The organism is Streptomyces sp. NPDC052721 (assembly GCF_040678315.1).
Lineage (GTDB): Bacteria > Actinomycetota > Actinomycetes > Streptomycetales > Streptomycetaceae > Streptomyces.
Window position 1 is genome coordinate 153,626 of record NZ_JBFATL010000007.1, and the last position, 19,432, is coordinate 173,057.

19 protein-coding genes are annotated in these 19,432 nt (G+C 71.5%); 7 read left to right on the top strand and 12 right to left on the bottom strand.

Features of this window, described 5'->3' with window-relative positions; all coding sequences use genetic code 11:
- The first annotated feature begins 185 nt into the window (after positions 1-185).
- Positions 186-755, top strand: a complete 570-nt coding sequence (locus AB0L21_RS09980) for a hypothetical protein (RefSeq protein ID WP_365783347.1) — start codon at positions 186-188, stop codon at positions 753-755.
- A gap of 490 nt (positions 756-1,245) precedes the next feature.
- Positions 1,246-1,476 (top strand): helix-turn-helix domain-containing protein, encoded by a 231-nt coding sequence (locus AB0L21_RS09985; RefSeq protein ID WP_365701850.1) that lies wholly within the window; start codon positions 1,246-1,248, stop codon positions 1,474-1,476.
- Between the two features lie 722 nt (positions 1,477-2,198).
- Here the strand turns inward: AB0L21_RS09985 and AB0L21_RS09990 are convergent.
- Both AB0L21_RS09990 and AB0L21_RS09995 read right to left on the bottom strand, forming a co-directional pair.
- Positions 2,199-2,675 (bottom strand): MSMEG_6728 family protein, encoded by a 477-nt coding sequence (locus AB0L21_RS09990; protein WP_365701854.1) that lies wholly within the window; start codon positions 2,673-2,675, stop codon positions 2,199-2,201.
- A gap of 120 nt (positions 2,676-2,795) precedes the next feature.
- Entirely contained in the window at positions 2,796-3,248 is a 453-nt protein-coding gene (locus AB0L21_RS09995; RefSeq protein ID WP_365783241.1) for a hypothetical protein, read from the bottom strand.
- A 157-nt stretch (positions 3,249-3,405) separates the two neighbouring features.
- Between AB0L21_RS09995 and AB0L21_RS10000 the strand changes: the two genes are divergently transcribed.
- The 3 genes from AB0L21_RS10000 (at position 3,406) to AB0L21_RS10010 (ending at position 6,670) form a co-directional block, all read left to right on the top strand.
- On the top strand, positions 3,406-4,101 hold the full coding sequence (locus AB0L21_RS10000; protein ID WP_365783242.1) for a DNA alkylation repair protein: 696 nt from the start codon (positions 3,406-3,408) through the stop codon (positions 4,099-4,101).
- Positions 4,102-4,208: 107 nt separating this feature from the next.
- Positions 4,209-4,412, top strand: a complete 204-nt coding sequence (locus AB0L21_RS10005) for a hypothetical protein (RefSeq protein WP_365701860.1) — start codon at positions 4,209-4,211, stop codon at positions 4,410-4,412.
- Positions 4,413-5,485: 1,073 nt separating this feature from the next.
- The gene (locus AB0L21_RS10010; RefSeq protein WP_365783244.1) at positions 5,486-6,670 is read left to right on the top strand and encodes a type III polyketide synthase; all 1,185 of its coding nucleotides are present in this window, start codon (positions 5,486-5,488) and stop codon (positions 6,668-6,670) included.
- Between the two features lie 217 nt (positions 6,671-6,887).
- On the opposite strand, the gene AB0L21_RS10015 is transcribed toward AB0L21_RS10010, so the two are convergent.
- The 6 genes from AB0L21_RS10015 to AB0L21_RS10040 all read right to left on the bottom strand — a co-directional run bounded on the left by AB0L21_RS10015 (position 6,888) and on the right by AB0L21_RS10040 (position 11,914).
- Entirely contained in the window at positions 6,888-9,050 is a 2,163-nt protein-coding gene (locus AB0L21_RS10015) for a SpoIIE family protein phosphatase (protein WP_365783246.1), read from the bottom strand.
- Between the two features lie 281 nt (positions 9,051-9,331).
- Positions 9,332-9,535: a hypothetical protein gene (locus AB0L21_RS10020; protein ID WP_365701868.1), complete on the bottom strand. Its 204-nt coding sequence runs from the start codon at positions 9,533-9,535 to the stop codon at positions 9,332-9,334.
- Positions 9,536-9,792: 257 nt separating this feature from the next.
- Complete coding sequence (locus AB0L21_RS10025) at positions 9,793-10,059, bottom strand: contact-dependent growth inhibition system immunity protein (protein WP_365783348.1); 267 nt, start codon at positions 10,057-10,059, stop codon at positions 9,793-9,795.
- A 232-nt stretch (positions 10,060-10,291) separates the two neighbouring features.
- Positions 10,292-11,017: an SDR family NAD(P)-dependent oxidoreductase gene (locus tag AB0L21_RS10030; protein WP_365783248.1), complete on the bottom strand. Its 726-nt coding sequence runs from the start codon at positions 11,015-11,017 to the stop codon at positions 10,292-10,294.
- A gap of 136 nt (positions 11,018-11,153) precedes the next feature.
- Positions 11,154-11,480: a carboxymuconolactone decarboxylase family protein gene (locus AB0L21_RS10035; protein ID WP_365783250.1), complete on the bottom strand. Its 327-nt coding sequence runs from the start codon at positions 11,478-11,480 to the stop codon at positions 11,154-11,156.
- A 26-nt stretch (positions 11,481-11,506) separates the two neighbouring features.
- A complete protein-coding gene (locus tag AB0L21_RS10040) occupies positions 11,507-11,914 on the bottom strand; it encodes a cupin domain-containing protein (protein ID WP_365783252.1) in 408 nt (135 codons plus the stop codon).
- A 298-nt stretch (positions 11,915-12,212) separates the two neighbouring features.
- On the opposite strand from AB0L21_RS10040, the gene AB0L21_RS10045 reads away from it, so the two are divergent.
- Complete coding sequence (locus tag AB0L21_RS10045) at positions 12,213-13,100, top strand: helix-turn-helix transcriptional regulator (RefSeq protein WP_365701880.1); 888 nt, start codon at positions 12,213-12,215, stop codon at positions 13,098-13,100.
- Here AB0L21_RS10045 and AB0L21_RS10050 read toward each other — a convergent pair.
- The 3 genes from AB0L21_RS10050 to AB0L21_RS10060 all read right to left on the bottom strand — a co-directional run bounded on the left by AB0L21_RS10050 (position 13,066) and on the right by AB0L21_RS10060 (position 15,281).
- Positions 13,066-13,401, bottom strand: coding sequence for a hypothetical protein (locus AB0L21_RS10050; RefSeq protein WP_365783254.1), 336 nt, complete (start codon positions 13,399-13,401; stop codon positions 13,066-13,068). The two genes, AB0L21_RS10045 and AB0L21_RS10050, sit on opposite strands and share 35 nt — an antisense overlap.
- A gap of 203 nt (positions 13,402-13,604) precedes the next feature.
- Positions 13,605-14,606: a MerR family transcriptional regulator gene (locus AB0L21_RS10055; protein WP_365783256.1), complete on the bottom strand. Its 1,002-nt coding sequence runs from the start codon at positions 14,604-14,606 to the stop codon at positions 13,605-13,607.
- 3 nt (positions 14,607-14,609) lie between these two features.
- Positions 14,610-15,281, bottom strand: a complete 672-nt coding sequence (locus AB0L21_RS10060; RefSeq protein ID WP_365701886.1) for a HEAT repeat domain-containing protein — start codon at positions 15,279-15,281, stop codon at positions 14,610-14,612.
- A 422-nt stretch (positions 15,282-15,703) separates the two neighbouring features.
- On the opposite strand from AB0L21_RS10060, the gene AB0L21_RS10065 reads away from it, so the two are divergent.
- Entirely contained in the window at positions 15,704-18,175 is a 2,472-nt protein-coding gene (locus tag AB0L21_RS10065; RefSeq protein ID WP_365783258.1) for a SpoIIE family protein phosphatase, read from the top strand.
- Positions 18,176-18,438: 263 nt separating this feature from the next.
- Here the strand turns inward: AB0L21_RS10065 and AB0L21_RS10070 are convergent, their stop codons facing one another.
- Positions 18,439-19,176, bottom strand: coding sequence for a flavodoxin family protein (locus AB0L21_RS10070; RefSeq protein WP_365701890.1), 738 nt, complete (start codon positions 19,174-19,176; stop codon positions 18,439-18,441).
- Between the last annotated feature and the right edge of the window lie 256 nt (positions 19,177-19,432).

The following is a 19,432-nucleotide window of genomic DNA, read 5'->3' on the forward strand; positions in this document are numbered from 1 at the left end:
TGACCGACGGCGACGCGGCAGATGCGCGTGCCGAGCCCCGCGGCCCCGGGCCGATCCGGAAGACACGGCCCAGGCGGCGCTCGCACTCCCGGTTCATCGGCACTCCGCATCCGCTGCGTCCACCGCCGAAAGGAGGACACGTGCCCGGCCGCACACCCCCACCTCGCGAGGAGTCGTCCCTGGTCATGCTCCGGCGCCTGCGACGCAACCCCCTGTGCCGCCGCAACGACCTGGTCCAGGCGTGGATCGGCCTCGGCCTGCTGCTGGCCGCGCTGGCGGCCACCCCGGCCGCCATGGTCCTCGTCGGCGACGCCGCCCACCGCCACTACGCCCGCACCGCCCAGCACCAGGCCGCCACCCGCCACCCCACCACCGCCGTCCTCCTCGAGGACGCCCGGCACCACCCGGAACCCGGCTCCGCCGAAGCCCGGAAGACCCGCTACCCGACCAACGTCCGCTTCACCGACCCCCACGGACACACCCGCACCGCCACCGCCGATGTCCAGCCCGCACTGCCCAAGGGCAGCAGCATCCGCGTCTGGGTCGGCACCGACGGAACCCTCACCGACCCACCGCTGAGCCCCAGCGAGATCCGCAGCCGCGCCATGGGGTCAGCCATCCTCGCCACCCTCGGCGTCCACGCCACCGCAGCCGCCGCCTACGGCGCCGCCAGCCGCGTCATCCAGCGCCGCAACCTCGCCGCGTGGGAGACCGCCTGGGCCCAGACAGCACCCCGCTGGACCACATCGCCTTAGCTCGCGGCAGGCCAAGCGGTCTCGCGCCGATGCCGGACTCGGCGAGCCCGCAGCCGCGCCTGCTTGGAGCAGCGCCGTCGGCCGGCGCTGTGCCTCGTCGGGCAGGTCCCCTGACCGCCGGCCTTCGTCGTGGCCGACGGTCCACTCCTGCCGTTCCATCCTCAGTTCGCCGTGCGGCGATGCGGCTTCCCGTGGCGAGGGTTGGTCGTGGCGGAGTTCCAGCGCTCGAAAGGTCATCTGCGCGGACGGGCCGCCGGCGCTCAGGTTCCGGGCCGCGCGTGCGACCGTGAGCCGGGTGAGCCCTGACACTCGGCCAGTCTGCCGTCCGCCGGGCGCTCCCCGCTCACCGCTCCACAGCCCGCCGTGGCCTGAACACCGCTCAGGCAGTGGTTCCGCCCCGCCGCGCGCCGCAGCCGCCGCCTACGGCGCCGTGCGCGGCTCGCCCGCATGGGTCGCGTCGACGCGGGAAACCGGTGATCACGTTTCGGCGATGCGAGAGGAGACCACCGTGCACAAGGGCAAGTGGATAACAGGCAGCGCGCGCAAGGAGCTGGCCGAAGCCTTCACCAAGGAGTACCGCGAGGGCCGGTCCATCCGCGCCATAGCCGAGGCTCATGGCCGGTCGTACGGCTTCGTACATCGGGTGCTCACCGAAGCCGGCGCGCCCCTCAGGGCACGGGGAGGCGATGTCCGCACCGGCACCGCCCACTCGACGCGATGACAGCCGCGCCGACAGCGGCGTGCCGCCCGCGGAGTGCCGCTGCCGGTCACGGCTCCGGGACGTCCGCAGACGGCGTGGCACCGCTGCTGCCTGCCCTCCGCTGAAAGCGGCTGCACCATCGGTTTCCGGGTAGCCGAACCTCGTGGGGTGCCCATCGAGAGCAGGGCATCCCTGACGAAAGGAGCGTCATGCCAGGGGTCATCCAACGACTCAAGCAGTTCGCGAGCAGTCCGCAGGGTCGGCGCACGATCGAACAAGTACGCCGTACCGCGGCCGATCCACGCCGCCGAGCCCAGGCCCAGCGGCTCTTCGGCAAGCTCCGCGCCCGCCGGTCGGCGTCGGGAATGTGACCCACACCGACGAGCGGCGTGCCGACTCGCGCCGTTGCGCTTCTGCCCTCCCGGAGACACGGTGACCGTTGCCACACCTCATCAGGCAGCTGACCGTCGCAGCCACCGGAAGCGGCCGTCCGTGAGTCGCCGCCCGGGCCGGTCACGGCCGGCAGGGCGGCGGCCCGGACGCCGTCTTCTGCGCTTCGGGCTCGGTGAAGTCGGCGAAGCGGACCGGTTGGCAACGTGGCATCCGGCCTGGGCATGACGCGACGACATCCACGAGGCGTTCCTCGGCCTCGCCACCTGCCTCGTCACCCACCGGCATGTCCAACGCCTTTGTCAGGACCTCCAGGAGTGTTCCGTTGGAGCGGCCGGCCGGCGGGGTCCCGGTCAGGTCGCCCTCCCTTCCCGGTCGGAGGACGGCCACACATAGGGCAGATCGTCCGGGACTCCGGGGAACAAGGGCGCGTACGTGTCCCGGTCCTTGCGGACGAGCGCGGACTGGTGGCTGCGGTGGAAGGCCTCGTCACCGAGCCACGGCGGAAGGTCCCCCGCGGCGGCGAGAGCGGGCTGACCGCGCACGTGTGCGCCCGGACGGCCTGCGGCGTATCCGGCGATCAGTGACGCGGCACAGCTGTCCTGGTGCCCCTGCTCGCGCCAGACACGGCAGACTTCGAGTCCGTAGCGGACCAGGGCCTCCTCGTATCCGCTCCACATGCGCACGGCCGGGTGCCTGCGCCAGCCGTATCCGGGAACGGTCAGGCCGCGCAGCACCTGGAGTGCCTCGACCCGCTGCTTGCCCAGGCGGCGACGGTCCAGGATCAGGGCGGAGCGCCGGAAGTCGGCATCGGGCAGGAACGTCTGCATGGTCGCCGTCCTGAGCGGGTGCGGGAGTTCGGGTGATCCGGGTTCGGTCGGAGGGTGCGCTGCCCCGCCCGTGGCCGGCCGGCCACCGGGCCCGGCGGTCTCGGTCGGCGGGGGACGCGGTCAGCCGTCCACGGCCGGGGGGCGCGCCGCGTGGTCAGGGTGTCCCAGGGCGCGACGTGCCTCCTTCATCTCCGCCTCGTACAGGTGGTCCCGGCCGTGGGCGAGTGCGTTCACCACGCTGCGTTCCAGCTCCTGGAACGGCCGGTAGTAGGTGTCGTTGTAGGCCTCGATGATCTGGAACGTCCAGTGACCGGGGATGACGTCGCGGCCCAGGATCTCGGCCTCGGCCTTCGCCGCCCACTGGGCGTGCCCGGCCTCGCGCAGCAGCCGTACCGCCCGTTCCAGTTCACGGTCGGCCCCGCCGGTCAGCTGGTGGAAGCTGTACAGATGGCCGCGGGCGCGCTCGGTGGTCTCCAGAGCCTTCGACAGCGATCCGAGGGCTTCGACGGTCAGGTCGTCGACCCCTTCGGGGCGGCGTTGCCGGTGGTCCGGTCCGTCCTGGTACTCGTTCATGGCACTCCCTGGGTCTGCGGCGCCTACGGTCCCCGCATCTCTTCCCGTCGCGCCGGGTGTCCCCCTGCGGCGTCGGCCGGACGGGTGACCGGTGGTCGCGTCCGGTCCGGCCTGCGTCGGCGGCGGATGCGGGCGTCCTGCGCTAGCGTCCGCCGTCATGACGTTCGTTTCGCTCAAGGAATTACGGGCCGAGTTGCGGGATCTGGCGGAGCCGGCCGTGCGGGCGCAGCAGGAGCGGGTGCTCAGCCGTGCGGAGGACGACGAACTGCTCGGCGTACGCGTGCCGGTGCTGCGCGAGCTGGCGCGTGCCTACCGCGAACTTTCCCTCGAGGACGTGGACGTGCTGCTGCACAGCCGTGTCCACGAGGAGCGGTTCGCCGGGCTGCTGGTCCTGGCCGAGCAGGTGGGCACGGCGACCGGCGCGGACCGCAAGGCGCTGGTCGACTTCTATCTGGCGCGTACCGACCGCGTGGACAACTGGGACCTGGTCGACGGTTCCGCGCACGTCGTACTCGGGCCGTGGCTGCTGGAGGGGGATCTGCGGGTCCTGGACGAACTGGCCGCGTCCTCGTGGCTGTGGGACCGCCGGATCGCGGTGCTCGCCACGCTGGCGCTGATCCGCGAGGGACGTTTCGAGCCGACGCTCCGCCTGGTGCTGACGTTGCGCCAGGATCCGGAACCTTTGATCCGCAAGGCTCTCGGCTGGATGCTGCGGGAGATCGGCCGCCGGGACGAGCCGCTGATGGTGGCCTTCCTCGACCGGCATCTCGACGAGCTGCCGCGCATCACCGTGCGCTATGCGACGGAGCGGCTCGCACCCGCCGAGCGGGCACGGTTCGTGAAGGGGCGATAGGGCCGGGAACACCCCGTGAACTGGCCGTGGCCGTACGCGGTGTACGGCTCCCCCGCGTCCAGTTCATCGCGGGCAGGAACGCTCCCTTGCGTCGGGAGAGCTTCGCCGTGTCCAAGCTCGACCTTTGTCTGGAGCGCCTGCGCGCCGAGGAGTTCGGGGACCAGGTATGGACCGATCACCTCACGGTGCCTGAGGTTGCCGAGCACATCGCGGCAACCGCCGGCCTGACGCTCGCCCCGAACGAAGACGGAGCGCTGCGAGGACGTGCGCGGCGGGCCTGGACGGGGATCAAGCACATTCGGTTCGACTGAGGCGATCACGGCACCCCGCCTCGGCCGAGGAAGGCCGCGCGGGAGAGCGGCAGATCGGGCCACGGAACACTCCCGGCAGGCGAAAAAGTGCATTCCCCCCGCGTCCCCATGTCCATGTCCGGTGGCTGAGTGCATGCCCGGGTATCCGCCGACCTTGGTCTGAAGCGCGCACTCCACCCTGGGGCAAACGCGGTTCAGGCACGTCCCGCTCAAACAACTGCACTACGGGCACCATCGGCACCGGCCCCGCCGGCGGTCCCCCCGTCCATCGTCAGCAACAAGGTCGCTCCTCCAGTTCGTCAGGAGGCCGAGGCACGTGGTGCCGGGGCCTGCATCCTCTGCGGATTGCATCCGGTGCCGGCGCTTTCCGAAGAGGGAAGGGGTGCAACTGCTGGTCAGGACGTTGGGCGCCGCCGACCGACCCGGCGGCGCCCGCGACGCGCTCCGGCTCGTGGCCGGACGCTCCAGCGCCTCAGCCAGGAGGTCAACGACCTCACGACACGGATCGCCACCGCAATCACCCTCTGCGCACTACCGCTGCTGGCCCGCTATGACGTCGGCCCGGACACCGCCGTCACTTCACCGGCAGCAGCTGGTGAACCGGGACCTCGGGGGCCGGTGACCCCCGGCGCCCCGCCGCGGCTGGTACGCGTGCCATGCCGCCGCCGCGCCGGCCGACAGGCCCGTTGATTGCCGATCGTGTCGTACGTCTTCCCCGTCGCTGAGAGTCTCTGTGGCCGAGTTGCCCATGCGGCCAGGGGCCGTCGCCCGGCTCCGGCAGCAGTGACCGGGCAGCGCCCCGACTGGCGGTAAGTCAGCTAGGACGTGAGGAACCGCACCGAGGGGCCCCGGATTCCGCGATGTGTGCCGTTTCACGCACACCAGATGCCGCCTAAGTTGTCTGCATCACAGCGGAAATGTCCATTTAGCATCCATGCTCGAAACGGATGCCAACTCCTGAAGTGGGGCTTATCGGCATCCCCTTGGGCACGAAGTTACAAAGTGACCTATACCACAGTACTGCTGACATTTCCCCTTTATCCCTGTTCCTCCTCCCCTTGGGAAGGTGCCCCATGGCCGCTTACCTCTGTCCTCCTGCCGTGATACACGGCGAACACCCCGTGAAGACCAGCCAGATCGTGGCGGAGGTGCGCGACCGGCACCCGCACGCGGCGTGGGCGCCGCGGATCGACGGCATCGCGGCCAGTACGGGCATCGAGACCCGCGGGTGGATGCTGCCGCTGGAGACCGCCGTCGCACCCGGCACTGGCGGCGGCCTGCGGTCTGTCGGCGTCGAGCCGGCCCAAGAGGCGCTGGCCCGCGACGGGTTCGCCCAGCAGGACGTGGACCGCGTGATCGCCGCACTTGAGGCGATACCCGCGCCGCAGACTGTCCAGGAGCGCACCGCGCCGGCCTGGGAGGCCGTGCAGGCCTACGGGGAGCGTGCGGCGCGCGGCGCCCTGCAGATCGCCGGGTTGGACGCCGCGGACATCGACTGCCTGATCACCAGTCACTCCACCACCCCGGCGCTGCCGGGTCTGGACCTGTCCCTGGCCAACAAGCTTCCGCTCCGCAACGACGTGATGCTGCTGCCGGCCACGCAGTGGGCCTGTATCGCGGGGACCCGCTCCCTGGCGCTGGCCGCGGATCTCGTGGCCGCGGACCCCGACCGAGTGGTCCTGGTCGTCATCTCGGAGGCGCTGAGCACGACCTACCAGCCCGCAGACGACACCCTTGAGTCTCTGATCGTCCGGTTGCTGTTCGCGGACACCGCGGTCGCCGCGGTGGTCACGGGCCGCCCGAGGCGCGAGTCGGTGCTGCGGCTGGACGCCGCCTGGCATCACACCCTGCCCGGCACCCAGGACCTGCACCGCCTGGAGACGCGGGCGGACGGCACCCACTTCGTGATGGACCGGCGCGGACCGCGCGCCGTGCAGGAGACGGTCACCGCGATGTGGGAGTGGCTGCGCGTGCGTTACCAGGACCACCCCGACGCCTGGCACCCCGACGTGCTGCTCGCGCACCCCGGCGGGACCCGGGTTCTGGAGTACATGGAGCAGACGATGCCCGACGCGTGGCCGTCGGGGCTGCTGGACTACAGCCGGGACAGCTACACCACCGGCAACCGCGGAGGCGCCGCCGTGTTCGACATCCTGCGGCGGGCGCATGACGCCGGGCAGAAGCCGGGCAGTCGCGCCGTCCTGTACGCGGCGGCACCGGGCCTGACCGCCACCGCCTTGGAAGGGGAATGGCTCTAGCACGACGCCGCACCACCCGTACTGGTACGACGCCGCACCACCCGTACTGGTACGCGGGCCCACCACCGGTACCGGCACATGGGCCGCCCGCGTCATCGGTCACGCCGCCGGAACCGCCGAGCGCGTCGTCCGTACCGTCGGCGGCGGCTGATTCGCCCGCCGCCCGGGCCCTCGCCGCGCTCCTGTACGTCGCCCGTGTCTTGGAGGCGTCGCCGCGTCACCTCGCGACTTTCGCCCAGACCACCTTGCCGGTGTCCGTCCACCGGACCCCCCACCGGGTGGTGAGCCTGTGCGCGATGTGCAGGCCGCGACCGCCGTCGTCGAGCAGGCCGCCCGGCCTCAGACGCGGCCTGCCGGTGCCGGTGTCGCCCACCTCGCACAGCAGGGCGTGACCGGACCTGATCAGCCGTACCGTGATGGGACCGGTGGCGAAGCGCACGGCGTTCGTGACCAGCTCGCTGACCAGCAGGACCACGGTGTCCCGGGTGTCGTCCCTGGTGCGCCATTGCCGCAGCAGCACGGAGACCTGCGCGCGGGCACGGGCGGGGGCGTCGTCACGGGCGGGCAGCCGCCACGTCGCGGTGTCCCCTTTGCGGTAGCCGATCATCCGTGCGAGCAGCAAGGTCACGTCGTCGCGCTGGCGCGCGGGTGCCAGCGCGGAGACGACGTGCCGCGCGGCCTGCTGCAGGGCGTCCCAGGGGTGCACCGTGGACACGGCGTCCGCCAGCCTGCCGATGCCCTCGTCGATCGACACGGCCGGATCCTCCACCAGTCCGTCGGTGTAGAGGGCGAGCAGGGAGCCCGGGGGTGCGCCGAACGTGTGCACGTCGAAGGGTTCCCGCAGCGCGAACTCGGCGCCCAGGCCGGGGTGGGGCCGGACGTCGAGCGGGCCCGCGTGCCCGTCCGGGGAGACCAGGACCGGGGGGAGGTGGCCGGCGCTGGACAGTGTCACGCGGTGGCCGACCGGGTCGTAGAGGGCGATGCAGCAGGTCGAGCCGAGGGCGCTGTAGCCGGCCGTCAGCCCGGAATCGGCGTCGTCCAGCAGCGACACTGTCTCGTCCAGGTGCTCCAGTACCTCGTCCGGCGCGAGCCCCGCGGACAGCAGCGCGCGGGCCTCCATGCTCAGCTCCCCCATGGTTGCCGCGGCTCCCAGACCGTGCCCCACGACGTCGCCGACCACCAGTGCGGTGCGGCCGTCCGGCAGCGGGAAGCTGTTCACCCAGTCACCGCCGACGCCCGCGCTGTCGGGGGTGGCGGGCTGGTAGACGCTGGCTATCTCGATGGTGTCGCCGCCGGTCCGGGGCAGGAGCCGGCGCTGCAGGGCCAGCACCTGCGTGTGCTCGCGCTGGTGCTGACGAGCCAGGTCGACGTGATGGGCGGTCCTGGCCACCAGTTCCTGCAGGTCGAGCAGTTCGCTGTCGCGGAACGGGAAGTCCGCCCGCCGCCAGACCTCCGCCACGCCCAGTACGACGGGCGGCGCGCCGTCCAGGACCAGCGGTATGCACGCCACACCCGCCGACCGGTCACCGGGCACGAGGGCACGCACGACTCGTGGACTGCCGAGTACCCGCTCGACCGCGTCCCGGTCGGGGATGACGATGGTCTGCGGGGCATCGTCCCGCAGTACCGCCTGCGCCAGCAGGCGACTCGCGTCGCCGGGGAGATCCTCGCCCGGAGTCACGTAGCCCTCGGGCCACGCCCGGTCCGGCACCAGAGCCGCCCGCCGGAGTCGGATGCGCCCCTTTGCCTGGCCGGTGACTCCCTCGCCCGTCCACACGGCGAAGTCGAGGTCGACGGCGGCCACGTCTCCCCAGGCGAGCAGGGACTCCGCCAGCGACTGCGCGGTCTCGCCGATGTCCAGCGAGGTGCCGATCGCGGTCTCGGCGGCGTAGAGGTGCAGTCTCCTGGCCATCGCGATCAGGGAGACGGTCAGGCCCTCCTCGGGTGCCGCGGCGGGCAGGATGCTCATCGAGACGACCAGCTCCGACCCGTCGCCGCGCCGCAGGCGCTGGATCCGGGCCACGTGCGCCTCACCGGTCTCCACGACCTGCCGCAACCGCCGTGTGACCGTCGGTACGTCCCCGGGGGGCAGGAGATCGACGAAGGGCCTCCCGGCCACGGCGTCCAGGCCCGCGAACACCGGGGCGTCCAGATTGCAGCGGGTGATGATCAGATCCCTGTCCAGGTTGACCGCGCCGAGGATCTGCTCCTGGCGGCCGGCTGCCGGGTCCTCGGGAAGGCGCCGGCGCCTGGTGCGGTCGGCCTGCGCGTCGGCAGGACCGGCGTCCGATGCCGCTCCGCCGCGCGGGATGTAGCGCCCCAGGGCCCTGCTGACCAGGTCGAACGCCGAAGAGGACGATGGGGAGGGTGTGGAGTCCATGGAGCTCTCTCAGCAATCCCCGGCGCAGCGCCGGGGCCGTACTCGGACCCGTGCGACGGGGGTCCCGAGATCCCTGACCGCACACCTCATTGAATAACAGCAGGGGTCGCTTCGCCCACACCAGCGAATCGCGGGGTGAACGCGGACAGTGAGGTGAGTTCCCGGTGCATGTGCTGCTGTACCGGCCATCGGGGGCTTCCGGAGGTGGGTGGGGTGAGGGGCCGGCTGGACCCGTAGGCCCGTAGCCGGTCCTTCACGCTACGCACACGGTCAGCTCGTGATCACGTCGTCGGGCATCCGGGACGCGTCACGCTGACGTAGACCCACGGATTGCTGCCGAGCGACTGCGCCCCTCCGGTGGTCGGGTCCTCATAGCGCATGACGTACTCCTGCGGGCCATGGGCGTAGGCCACGGTCGGTCCGTGCTCGGCGAAGAGGCACGCGCCGTGGGGCCGGATGCGGGGGTGCTCCAGCGGCGGTTGCACCTCCGTCCCCGCGGTGCAGACCGGTGACGCGGCCCGGCGCCTCAGCCTCGGCAACTCCGTGACGGGCGCTCTGCGGAGGCTCGTGCGCGCCGCAGGTGTCCCTGTTGTGATCCTCGGTCGTCCTGCAGGGCGCCCTTGAGGTCACCTGCGTACCGCGTCGCGCAGTGGGTTGCGTGTGCGGGCAGCAGTGGAGGGAGGACCCCGCTGGAACAACTGCCGTGCCGGCGGACCGCATCGAGCCGCCCGGCCGCTCCGCGTCAAAGGAAACGCACGGCGAGTGGAAGGGCGTAGGGCAGGACCACCTGCTGTGGAAGGAGAGTACGCGGATCCGCCGGGCCGGGTTCGCCGAGGGGCCCACGCCGCAACTCACGTACTGTGCGCACCAAGTGGGTCGCGTCAGAGGCAGGAGGCGACCACCGGGGTGGGATCCGGGCCGCCGTGGAACGCGGCGCCCACGTTCGTCGACGCCTACGGCCCCTATGTCGACGAGGAGCTGGTCGGCGAAGCGTTCGCCGCGCGACCAGGTCGTCATCGCCCGGTGACTACCCGGAAGCGCCAGCTGTCGTCGGCACCGCGTCCTGCGTGACGGCCGCGGCAGCCTCCTGTTCACAGGCGGCTGCCACGCTGTACGCGTCCTCGTCCTTCGACAAGGCCGCGCTCCGCGTAGGTTCAGGCCGTCCACGCGCAGCCGGCGGGAACGGGCGTGCACGCCACCAGCGTACGCTCGCGGGGGCGGTCGGTAGCGGTGAGGCAAGCTCAGAGCGCGGTGCCCGTCTCCCGTGCCAATACCTGCAGCAGACGGTCCTGGAACGCCGCGTCATGGACCGCGCGGTGCGGCTCCTGCCGTTGGCGGTGGTACCAGTACCCGCCGGTGGTCAGCGCCTCGGAGTCGTCGCTGGAGGCGAGCCACTCCTGCGTCCGATGGCCGAGTTCCAGGTCGTCCGGTGCGTTCGGTCCGCCCATCCTGGTCGGCACCCAGCCCGGGTCCACGGCGTTGCTGAGCACGTCGGGGCGGAGGCGGGCCACCGCGGCGGCGAGCGTCGTGACGAACAGCTTGCTGTCGGCGTACGACCCCGCGCTCCGCCCCCGCCAGTCGACCCGGTCGAGCGAGGGCCGCCCGTCGAAGTGCGAGCCGCTGCTGAGGTACACCAGACGCCGCGGGCCGCGGAGCAGGGCCGTGAGCAGGTACGGGGCGATGACGTTGACCGGCATGACGGCCGGCCCGCTCCAGACGCCGGCGTTGTGGATGACGGCGTCGAGCGGCTCGGCGTCGTTCAGTTCGGCGGCGACGCGCCGTACGGCGTCGCGGTCCGTGAAGTCGCCGACCACGAGGTGAGCCCCACGGTCGACCAGCGGGTCGAGGGCCGCCGCGCGCTCCTGGTCGCGGGCGTGCACCACGACCTCGTGTCCGGCGGACAGCAGCGAATCGGCCGCGGCGCGTCCCAGGCCGTCCGCGGAACCGGTCACCAGGATCCGGCTCAAGGTCGTACCCCCTCTCGTACGCGCGATGTCCGGGAAGACACCACCGCCGGGTGTGTGAGGGCCGTTCGGGCATCGTGCGGGACTGTTCCTCGCACGGGTGTGCCTCCTTTCGTCCGGGCCGGTCCCCCGGGCTGGTTCAGGCCGCGAAGACCTGCTTCGCGGCCGTGACCGCCGTCATGGCCTTGGGCCAGCCGGCGTAGAAGGCGAGGTGGGTGATCGCCTCGATGAGTTCGGTCTCGGTGACACCGTTCTCCTTCGCGCGTCCGAGGTGGAAGCGGAACTGGTCGGCGTCACCGCCGGTGACGAGCGCGGCGACGGTGATCAGGCTGCGGTCGCGGGCGGCCGGCTCGGGGCGGTTCCACACGTCCGCGAACAGGACGTCGTCGGTGAGCTCGGCGAGCTTCGGAGCGAAGTCACCGATGGTGCGGCGTCCGCCGCCGATCTGCTCGGGTCGGTCGGCCATCGATGGTCCCTTCGGTTCGGCGCGGGTCAGCGGCTGCGGGGGCGGTCGTACTGCTCGTCGGTGACGGGCTCGTTCCAGGTGGTCTCCTCGCTGCCGTCACCCTTGCCCTCCCACATCGCGATGTGTTCCATGAAGCGGTCGGCGGTGGCGCCGTGCCAGTGTTCCTCGTTCGGAGGGCAGGTGACGGTCTCGCCGGGGTGTGCTTCGAAGACGGTGCCGTCGCGGGTGCCGATCAGGGCGATGCCGGAGACGACGTGCAGGGTCTGGCCCAGTACGTGGGAGTGCCAGTGCGTACGGGCGCCCGGGGAGAAGCGGACCATGTTGGCGCGCATCCGGGACGGCTCCTGGCCCGCGTGGATCACGTCGAACCAGACGTCGCCGGTGAACCAGTCGGCGGGGGCCTTGACCGTGGCCTGCTGGTTGACGAATTCCATGGTGTGTCCCTCTCGGAAGTACGGGTTCGGGGATGGATCAGTCGGCGGCGGCCTGGGAGGCCGGGGTCCAGCTCGCGAGAGGCGGCGATCTGGACGAGGGGGAAGAAGGCCTTGCTCGTGTCGAGGGAGTACGCAGTCGGTGATCAGGAGGGGAGACGCCTCGCGCTCGTCGGCGATCTTCTTGAGCGCAGCCGCCGTCATCGAGGAGACCGCAGGGCGGTGAGCTGGAGAAGGGTCTGCTGTTCCAGGTATTGACAGGACCCCCCACATGTGCGGCATCCGGCATAGCCTGACCATCGTGAGTCTTGAGAGCGACATCCGGGCGTTCCTGGCCTCCCGCCGCGCCAGGATCACCCCGCAGCGGGCGGGCCTGCCTGCCTACGGCGGCAACCGGCGCGTGCCGGGTCTGCGCCGGGAGGAAGTCGCCCTGCTCGCCGGTGTCAGCGTCGACTACTACGTCCGCCTGGAACGCGGTCATCTCGCCGGCGCCTCGGAAGAAGTCCTCGGGGCCGTCGCGAACGCCCTCCAGCTCGACGAAGCCGAACGCGCCCACCTCCACGACCTGGCCCGCGCCGCCGCCAGACGTCCCGCCCGCCGTACCAAACGCCGCGGTCCGCTGCCGGACAGCGTCCTGCGTGTCCTGGAGTCCATGACCGACTCCCCCGCCTTCCTGCGCAACGGCCGCCTGGACATCCTGGCCACCAACCGCCTCGGCCGCGCGCTCTACTCCCCTCTTTTCCCCGACAGCACCACCACGTCGGTCAACATCGCCCGTTTCCAGTTCCTCCACCCACAGGGCCGGGACTTCTTCCCGGACTGGGAGGAGTCCGTGAACACCACCGTGTCCCTGTTGCGCACCGAGGCCGGACGCGCCCCGCACGACAGCGACCTGACCGGACTCGTCGGCGAACTCGTCACCCGCAGCGAGGAATTCCGCACCGCCTGGGCCAAGCACAACGTGCGCCTGCACCACACCGGCCGGAAATCCTTCCGCCACCCGGCCGTCGGTGCTCTCACCCTGGACTTCGACGCCATGGAACTACCGGCCCAGCCCGGCCTGACCCTCACGGCCTACAGCGCCGCCCCCGGTACACCGGAGCAGGAGGCGCTGCAACTCCTCGCCTCCTGGGCCGCCACTCAGGAGACGGACGTCACGGTCCGCACCGCTCCGGCCGACGACCGATAGCCACCGGCTCGCCCGGCGAACGACACAGCTCCGTCGGCCCGCGCGCGCACACCTTCCACCGACCTTCGGCTCTGCGCGGCCATCGCCGACCGCTCAGCTTCAACGGAGCGGTGATCCGGACCGCCACCGAGTCCCACCGCCTCGCCCGCAGCAAAGCCCAGGCCGGACGAGCCGCCGCCGGCTGACGGCCCGTCCGGCCGGCGCGTGCAGCAACGGCCGCCGCTGTGCGTGCTTCAGCCCGGTCATAGGACACCCAGACGTCGACGTGCACCCGGTTGCGCTGCGGACGTGGTACGTCCATCTGCTGGAAGGAGAGGGCGCCCCGCGGCGGTGCGGGTCGGTCAAGTCCTCAGTGCCGTTCGCTCGATCGGCACAGCCGAGCAGCGACGCCGGAACCGCACTGCATCCGGCCCTGCGAGGGCATCGACGGTGACCTGGACGGTCTGAACGGCGGACGGGTCCGCGGGAATTCCGAGTGTGCGGGCCACGGCCGAGACAGATCGGTCACTGTGCGCCGCGTAGCTGAAGAAGGTACGCCGCGGTCAGCGCAACGGCACGGTCCGTGTCGTGCGACAGCTCCACGAGGGCACGTGACGTCCTCGTCCCCGGGATGCCCGCCAGCGCCTGGGTCAGCCGCCCGCGTGCAGGCGCCTTTGTGGTGTCGTGGGCGAGGCGGTCGACGAGGACGGTCGCGATCCGGTCCGCCGTCGCGGTGTCGCTCGCCAGCACGCTCAGTGCGTCGGCCGCATCGGTGTCGTTCCTTCCCTCCACGATCATCTCGATGAGCACCGGGACCGCATCGGCCACACCACGCGTGCCGAGCGCCAGAGCCGCATACCCGCGGACCACGACGTCGGGGTGCGCGAGGGCATCCCGGAGCTGCGCGGTGGCTTCACCACCGGGCAGCTCGGCGAGGCACTGAACGGCACGTTCCCGCACCGCGCCCACCGGTGACCTGAGGCCCTCCGCCAGCAGTGCGGAGCCGTCGCCCGATCGCGCGAGCGCCCACCGAAGGGCCCCGGCGACATTCGGCTCCGTCTCGCTGAGTGCCGCCTCGACCAGGGCCTCCACCGGCACCGGAACCTCGTCGACCGAGGAGAGGGCGGCGCGCTGGCGCGCGTCGGCGCTCTTCGACCCCAGTGCCTGGAGCAGCGCGACGACTTGGAGGACGTCCTCCCAGCCGGCGGGGTCCGCTGCATGGATGCGGCGGAGCCGCGTGAGCAGCTCGGTCTCGGCCGCGATGCGGTCGCGTGTCTGACGGATGAGGTCGTCGACGAGTGCCGAGGGCGTGAAGCCGGGATCGTCGAGCGCGCGTCCGATCTCACGCAGCGACAGTCCCAGCGACCGCAGGCTCTCGATATGGAAGATCCTCCGCATGTCCTCGCCGGAGTACTCCCGGTATCCGGAGCCGGTACGACCCGAAGGGCGCACCAGACCGAGCGACTCGTAATGCCGGAGCATGCGGGCACTGACCCCGGACCGCCGCGCCACCTCACCGATCAACACGTCCTATCGTTCCTCCTGGCCAGGCCCGCCGAGGACCACGGCGCGCTTCGCCTCCTCGATCGCGGACTCGAATCCGGCGTCCGGGTCGCGCAGCAGCCGTTGCGTGGCGAGCGCGTGCGCTCGTATGCGCGGGTCGGGAGCCGTCGTCGCGGAACGAACAGCCGGCACGATCACTTCGCCGAGCGCGACCAGCGCCCGGCTGAGACTCAGCCGTGTCTCCCGCTCACCGCGCCCGAGCTGCGTCGCCAGCACCGTGGCCAGCGCGGGTTCCTCGCCTTCCGGCACGAGCACGACCGCGGCCCGCCAAGCGCTTCGCGCCACCTCGTCGTCGGCGTCGCACAGGAGTGTCCGGGTGATCGCCGGCCACGCCTGCCGGTCCCCGATCTTGGACAGCGTGTGCAGCGCCTGGCTCCGTGCCTGCGCACGCTCCGAGCGGACTTCGCGGAGCAGTTCGGGAAGCGTCATGGACACCGGGTGGCGGGTGAGCGCCCAGGTCAGCATGTCGCGGACGAAGAACTCGGGCTCGATCGCGCATCGCTCGACGAGCTTGGCGACGAAACGCGGGTCGGGCGTCGTGCCGACCGCCAGAGCAGTCCGCAGCCGCACGGACGAACGGCTGTCCTCCAACGCCCGGAGCGCCCGTTCCGCATCCGTGTCCTGTCTCGGAATCGTCATCGAGACCACCTCCTCGGCAAGCAGTGAAGACCTTGTCACTGTGTCAAGGTCAAACAGGGCCCGCTGCCACCGGTCACCTGCTGCGTCGCGACCGTGCCCTTCGAGTCTCGTGAAGCGGGCAGCTCGGGGTCAGCCGAGTGCGCGGAAGAGCGACTGCACAGCCCGAGCAGGCAGTGAGGTCGGCAGCTCGTGGCTGGTCCCGCCTGTCCCCGGGGTCGATCACGACACCGCTGCCGAGTCGCTGATTCCGGCTCCCATGCGGATGGCGGGGGCGGCGCCGAAGCAGTGGCGGCGGCTGCCGTGGGCTGCGGCAGCGGATCGGCCCGGCGCGGGGCCGGTGCGGCCGAGGCGGCGCGCCAGTGGCCGGCAGGAGCGCCAGGGCTGCGGACGCGCCCGCGCTGTGACCTGCGCACACTGGATGTATGCACGGGTTGACGGTCGGCGGGGCGGCTGAGCGGGAGGACTTGCTCGCGGCCGCCGCGGTGGAGGCCGTGGAGGGAACGAGCGCGTACGCGGGGAGTGTCTTCCTGCGCTCCCGCGACCGCCGGTCGATCGCGCTCGCCGCGACCTGCGGGGTGCCGCCGTCTCTGCTGGGTGGCTGGCGCCTCATCGCGGCGAGCAGTCCGATTCCGGTCGCTGTGGCGTACACGTCCGGGCGGACGGTCCATCTTGCGAGCGCCGAGGAGACGATGCGGCGCTATCCCCAGCTGGCGGTGGCTCTGCCGTATGCCTTCGGCTCCTGCTCGGTGCCGGTGCGCGCGAGTGACGGGGAGCTTTTCGGATCGTTGGCGATCGTGTGGCCGGCCGCACCGGGCAGCGAGGGGCTGTCCAAGGCCCAGCGTCGCCACCTGCGGAGCATCGCCGGTCGGCTCGGTGACGCTCTGGCCGACCTCGGCGCCCGTACCGGTGAGCCTGTGGAGTGGGAACCGGGGACGGCTGCGGTCGAGACCCCGGCTCACTCGGCCGCGGCCGTGCAGGTGGGCTTGTTCGACTGGGACCTCGGCTCCGGCATCCTCAGCGGGGACGACACGTTCTGCGCGGTCTTCGGTCTCGATCCCGGCGCTTTCGACGGACGCCCCGAAACCCTTGCGACGCGCCTGCACCCCGGTGATCGTGCCGCCTTCCGCGCCTGCGTGCGCGAGGCGGTGGGCGAGGGCCGGATCGCCGCGCGGCGCCTGCGCGTCCCCGATCACAGCGGCGGCGGAAGATATCGCACGGTGCAGCTGTGGGGCCGTGTACCGGAAGCGGAGGACACTCGCGCGGTCACGCATCTGGTCGGCGCCATCCTGGACCCCCGGGCGGGCGGTGCGGCCGTCGCGGCAGTCGAACGGCTGCCGGACGGGCTGCTCTCCCTCGCCCCCGACGGGCGTGTCACCTACCTCAACCGCCGTGCCCTGCACCTGCTGGACATCTCCGCCGACGAGGTGCTCGGCCAGTGCCTGTGGGACGTGCTGCCATGGCTGTCCGACCCCAGCGTCGAGTACCGGCACCGCTCCGCGATGATCTCGCAGGCGCCGTCCTCCTTCCTGGTGAGCCGGCCGCACGACCAGTGGTTCGCCTTCTCCCTCCACCCACAGCCCGACGGGGTGACCTGCCGGGTGACCCCCACCACCCGGCCCCCATCGGTCGAGGCAGCCTCCGCTCCTCCACCGGCGTCCGCACCCGCTACCGCGCCGGCACGCCTGGGTGCGATGTACCACGTCCTGCAGCTCAGCTGCGCGTTGACCGAGGCAGTCACGACACGCCAGGTCTGCGAAGTCGTCTCCGACCAGCTCATGCCGGCCTTCGGAGGCCAGCAGATGGCGATCTATGTGGTCCGCAACAAGGCGATGCGTCTTCTGCACCACACCGGGCACCATGAGACGTTCCTCGACTGGCTCCAGGGCGTTCCGCTGCACGCCCGCCTGCCGGGGACGGAAACGCTCACCTCCGGTGCTCCCCTCTTCATCGAGTCCCAGAAGGATCTCGTCCGGGGCTACCCGGGCATCCCCACCGGACAGGTGAGCTCCTGGGCGTATCTGCCCCTGATCGCCTCCGGCCGCCCGGTCGGCACCTGCGTCCTCGGCTTCGACGCGCCCCATCACTTCACGGAGAAGGACCGGGGAGTCCTGACCGCACTCGCCGGGTTGATCGCCCAGGCTCTGGAACGAGCACGGCTGTACGACTCGGAGTTCGCCGTCGCGCACGGCTTGCAGCAGGCGCTCCTGCCGCACCGCCTGCCCAGAGTGCCGGGCATCCGGACCGTGGCACGGTACCTGCCCGCGACCAGCGGTATGGACATCGGCGGCGACTGGTACGACGTCATCCCCACCGGCAGCGGTGTCTGCCTCGTCATCGGTGACGTGGAGGGGCACAGCATCGCCGCCGCGGCCACCATGGCCCAGTTGCGGAGTGCGGTACGCGCGTTCGTGGCCGCCGGCCACGCTCCCGGCGACGTCATGTCAGGCGTCAACCGCACCCTCATCGACCTCGACAGCGATCTGCTGGCCAGCTGCTGCTACGTCCACCTCGCCACCGGCCGCGATCACGCCTACGCGGTCACCGCCGGCCATCCCGCCCCTCTGCTGCGCCTTCCCGACGGCACCACGAACGCGCTCGATCTCGACGTCGGAGCACTGCTCGGCGTGGACCACAGCAGCACCTACCGTCCCACGGGTATCGCTCTCCCGGCTGGATCCGTCCTCGCCCTCTACACCGACGGCCTCGTGGAGAAACCCGGAACCGACATCGGCACGGGAATCGACCGCCTGCGCGTATCACTGGCCCACGCGCGCGCGGACTCACTGGACGAACTCGCCGACCGGCTCCTGCACCACGCCCGCGGCTCCTCCTACCGGGCCGACGACATCGCCCTGCTGCTCACCGAGCACTGCTCCGCCCCGATGACGACCTAACTTGCTTGCTCAGCTCGGGGGTGCCCTGCTCCACCTGCCGGGGTACCGCTGCGCCCTCGCCGTACGGCCGATCCGGCCCTGGGCACCCGCACTCCGCTCACGTCCGCCCGCAACGGCGCCCGGCCCCTCCGTCCCGCTCTCACCGCCTGCGTCGACTCCGGCTGCGTCGCCACCGAGGCGGCCCACCGCAGATGTTCCAGACAGGGATCTGCCGGCCGGCCTGCACCGCCCGGCGCAGCCGACCGCTCAGCGACGGGCCATGGCTACCGGTGCTCGGGATTCTCGTAGTCGTGACGGCAGCCCGCGTCCCAGGCGGTGCGCTGGTTGCCGTAGGCGGGGATGCCCCCCATGTCCTTCAGCGCCCGCGCCAGGTGCAGCAGGTTCCACGTCATGAACGTGGTGTTGCGGTTGGTGAAGTCGTTCTCCGGTCCGCCCGAGCCAGGGTCGAGGTAGGAGGGTCCGGGCCCCGCCTCACCGATCCATCCCGCGTCCGCCTGAGGAGGAATGGTGTACCCCAGGTGCTGGAGACTGTAGAGGACGTTCATGGCGCAGTGCTTGACGCCGTCCTCGTTCCCGGTGATGAGGCAGCCGCCGACACGGCCGTAGTACGCGTACTGACCGGCTTCGTTCAGCAGACTGGAGCAGGCGTAGAGGCGTTCGATCACCTGCTTCATCACCGAGCTGTTGTCACCCAGCCAGATCGGTCCGGCCAGCACGAGGATGTCGGCCTGCATCACCTGCCGGTACAGGTCCGGCCAGGCGTCCGTCTCCCAGCCATGCTCCCTCATGTCGGGCCACACGCCGGTGGCGATGTCGTGATCCACCGCCCGTACGACGTCCAGCCGCACACCCTGCGCCCCCATGATGGCCGTGCTGCGGTCGATCAGCCCCTGGGTGTTGCTCGTCTCCGGCGAGCGTTTCAAGGTGCAGTTGATCACCAGTGCCCGCAGGTCGTCGTACCGGGCCGGAGGTGTCTCGGTGGAGGGCGACGAAGCGGTCATACGGTCCTCCCAGAATTCTGCCGCCACCCCTGCACGGCGGCGCGCCCACATCGGGACCAAGCCTGTGGGCCGCCCCCGGCGGGCGCCACCACGACACGTCCGAATGGCCGGGGCACCCCGCGCGCCCGGACGCGGCCCGAACCAGAAGGCGCAGGTTGACATGTGGGGGTTGGCCGAAATCGAACGTCCGCTGCGCCTTCTCCCGCGGGAACCCGGCTGCCTTGATCCGCCTGCTCCGGGCGGCCGGGGCCCGGTC

What these genes read in the sequence shown, in the direction of transcription:
- AB0L21_RS10035 (WP_365783250.1), bottom strand. Translation starts at nt 11,480, where the DNA reads ATGGCCGACCGACCCGAGCAGATCGGCGGCGGACGCCGCACCATCGGT.
- AB0L21_RS09985 (WP_365701850.1), top strand. Translation starts at nt 1,246, where the DNA reads ATGCGAGAGGAGACCACCGTGCACAAGGGCAAGTGGATAACAGGCAGC.
- AB0L21_RS10015 (WP_365783246.1), bottom strand. Translation starts at nt 9,050, where the DNA reads ATGGACTCCACACCCTCCCCATCGTCCTCTTCGGCGTTCGACCTGGTC.
- AB0L21_RS10060 (WP_365701886.1), bottom strand. Translation starts at nt 15,281, where the DNA reads ATGACGATTCCGAGACAGGACACGGATGCGGAACGGGCGCTCCGGGCG.
- AB0L21_RS10000 (WP_365783242.1), top strand. Translation starts at nt 3,406, where the DNA reads ATGACGTTCGTTTCGCTCAAGGAATTACGGGCCGAGTTGCGGGATCTG.
- AB0L21_RS09990 (WP_365701854.1), bottom strand. Translation starts at nt 2,675, where the DNA reads ATGCAGACGTTCCTGCCCGATGCCGACTTCCGGCGCTCCGCCCTGATC.
- AB0L21_RS10070 (WP_365701890.1), bottom strand. Translation starts at nt 19,176, where the DNA reads ATGACCGCTTCGTCGCCCTCCACCGAGACACCTCCGGCCCGGTACGAC.
- AB0L21_RS10065 (WP_365783258.1), top strand. Translation starts at nt 15,704, where the DNA reads ATGCACGGGTTGACGGTCGGCGGGGCGGCTGAGCGGGAGGACTTGCTC.
- AB0L21_RS10010 (WP_365783244.1), top strand. Translation starts at nt 5,486, where the DNA reads ATGGCCGCTTACCTCTGTCCTCCTGCCGTGATACACGGCGAACACCCC.
- AB0L21_RS10040 (WP_365783252.1), bottom strand. Translation starts at nt 11,914, where the DNA reads ATGGAATTCGTCAACCAGCAGGCCACGGTCAAGGCCCCCGCCGACTGG.
- AB0L21_RS09980 (WP_365783347.1), top strand. Translation starts at nt 186, where the DNA reads ATGCTCCGGCGCCTGCGACGCAACCCCCTGTGCCGCCGCAACGACCTG.
- AB0L21_RS09995 (WP_365783241.1), bottom strand. Translation starts at nt 3,248, where the DNA reads ATGAACGAGTACCAGGACGGACCGGACCACCGGCAACGCCGCCCCGAA.
- AB0L21_RS10050 (WP_365783254.1), bottom strand. Translation starts at nt 13,401, where the DNA reads ATGGACGTACCACGTCCGCAGCGCAACCGGGTGCACGTCGACGTCTGG.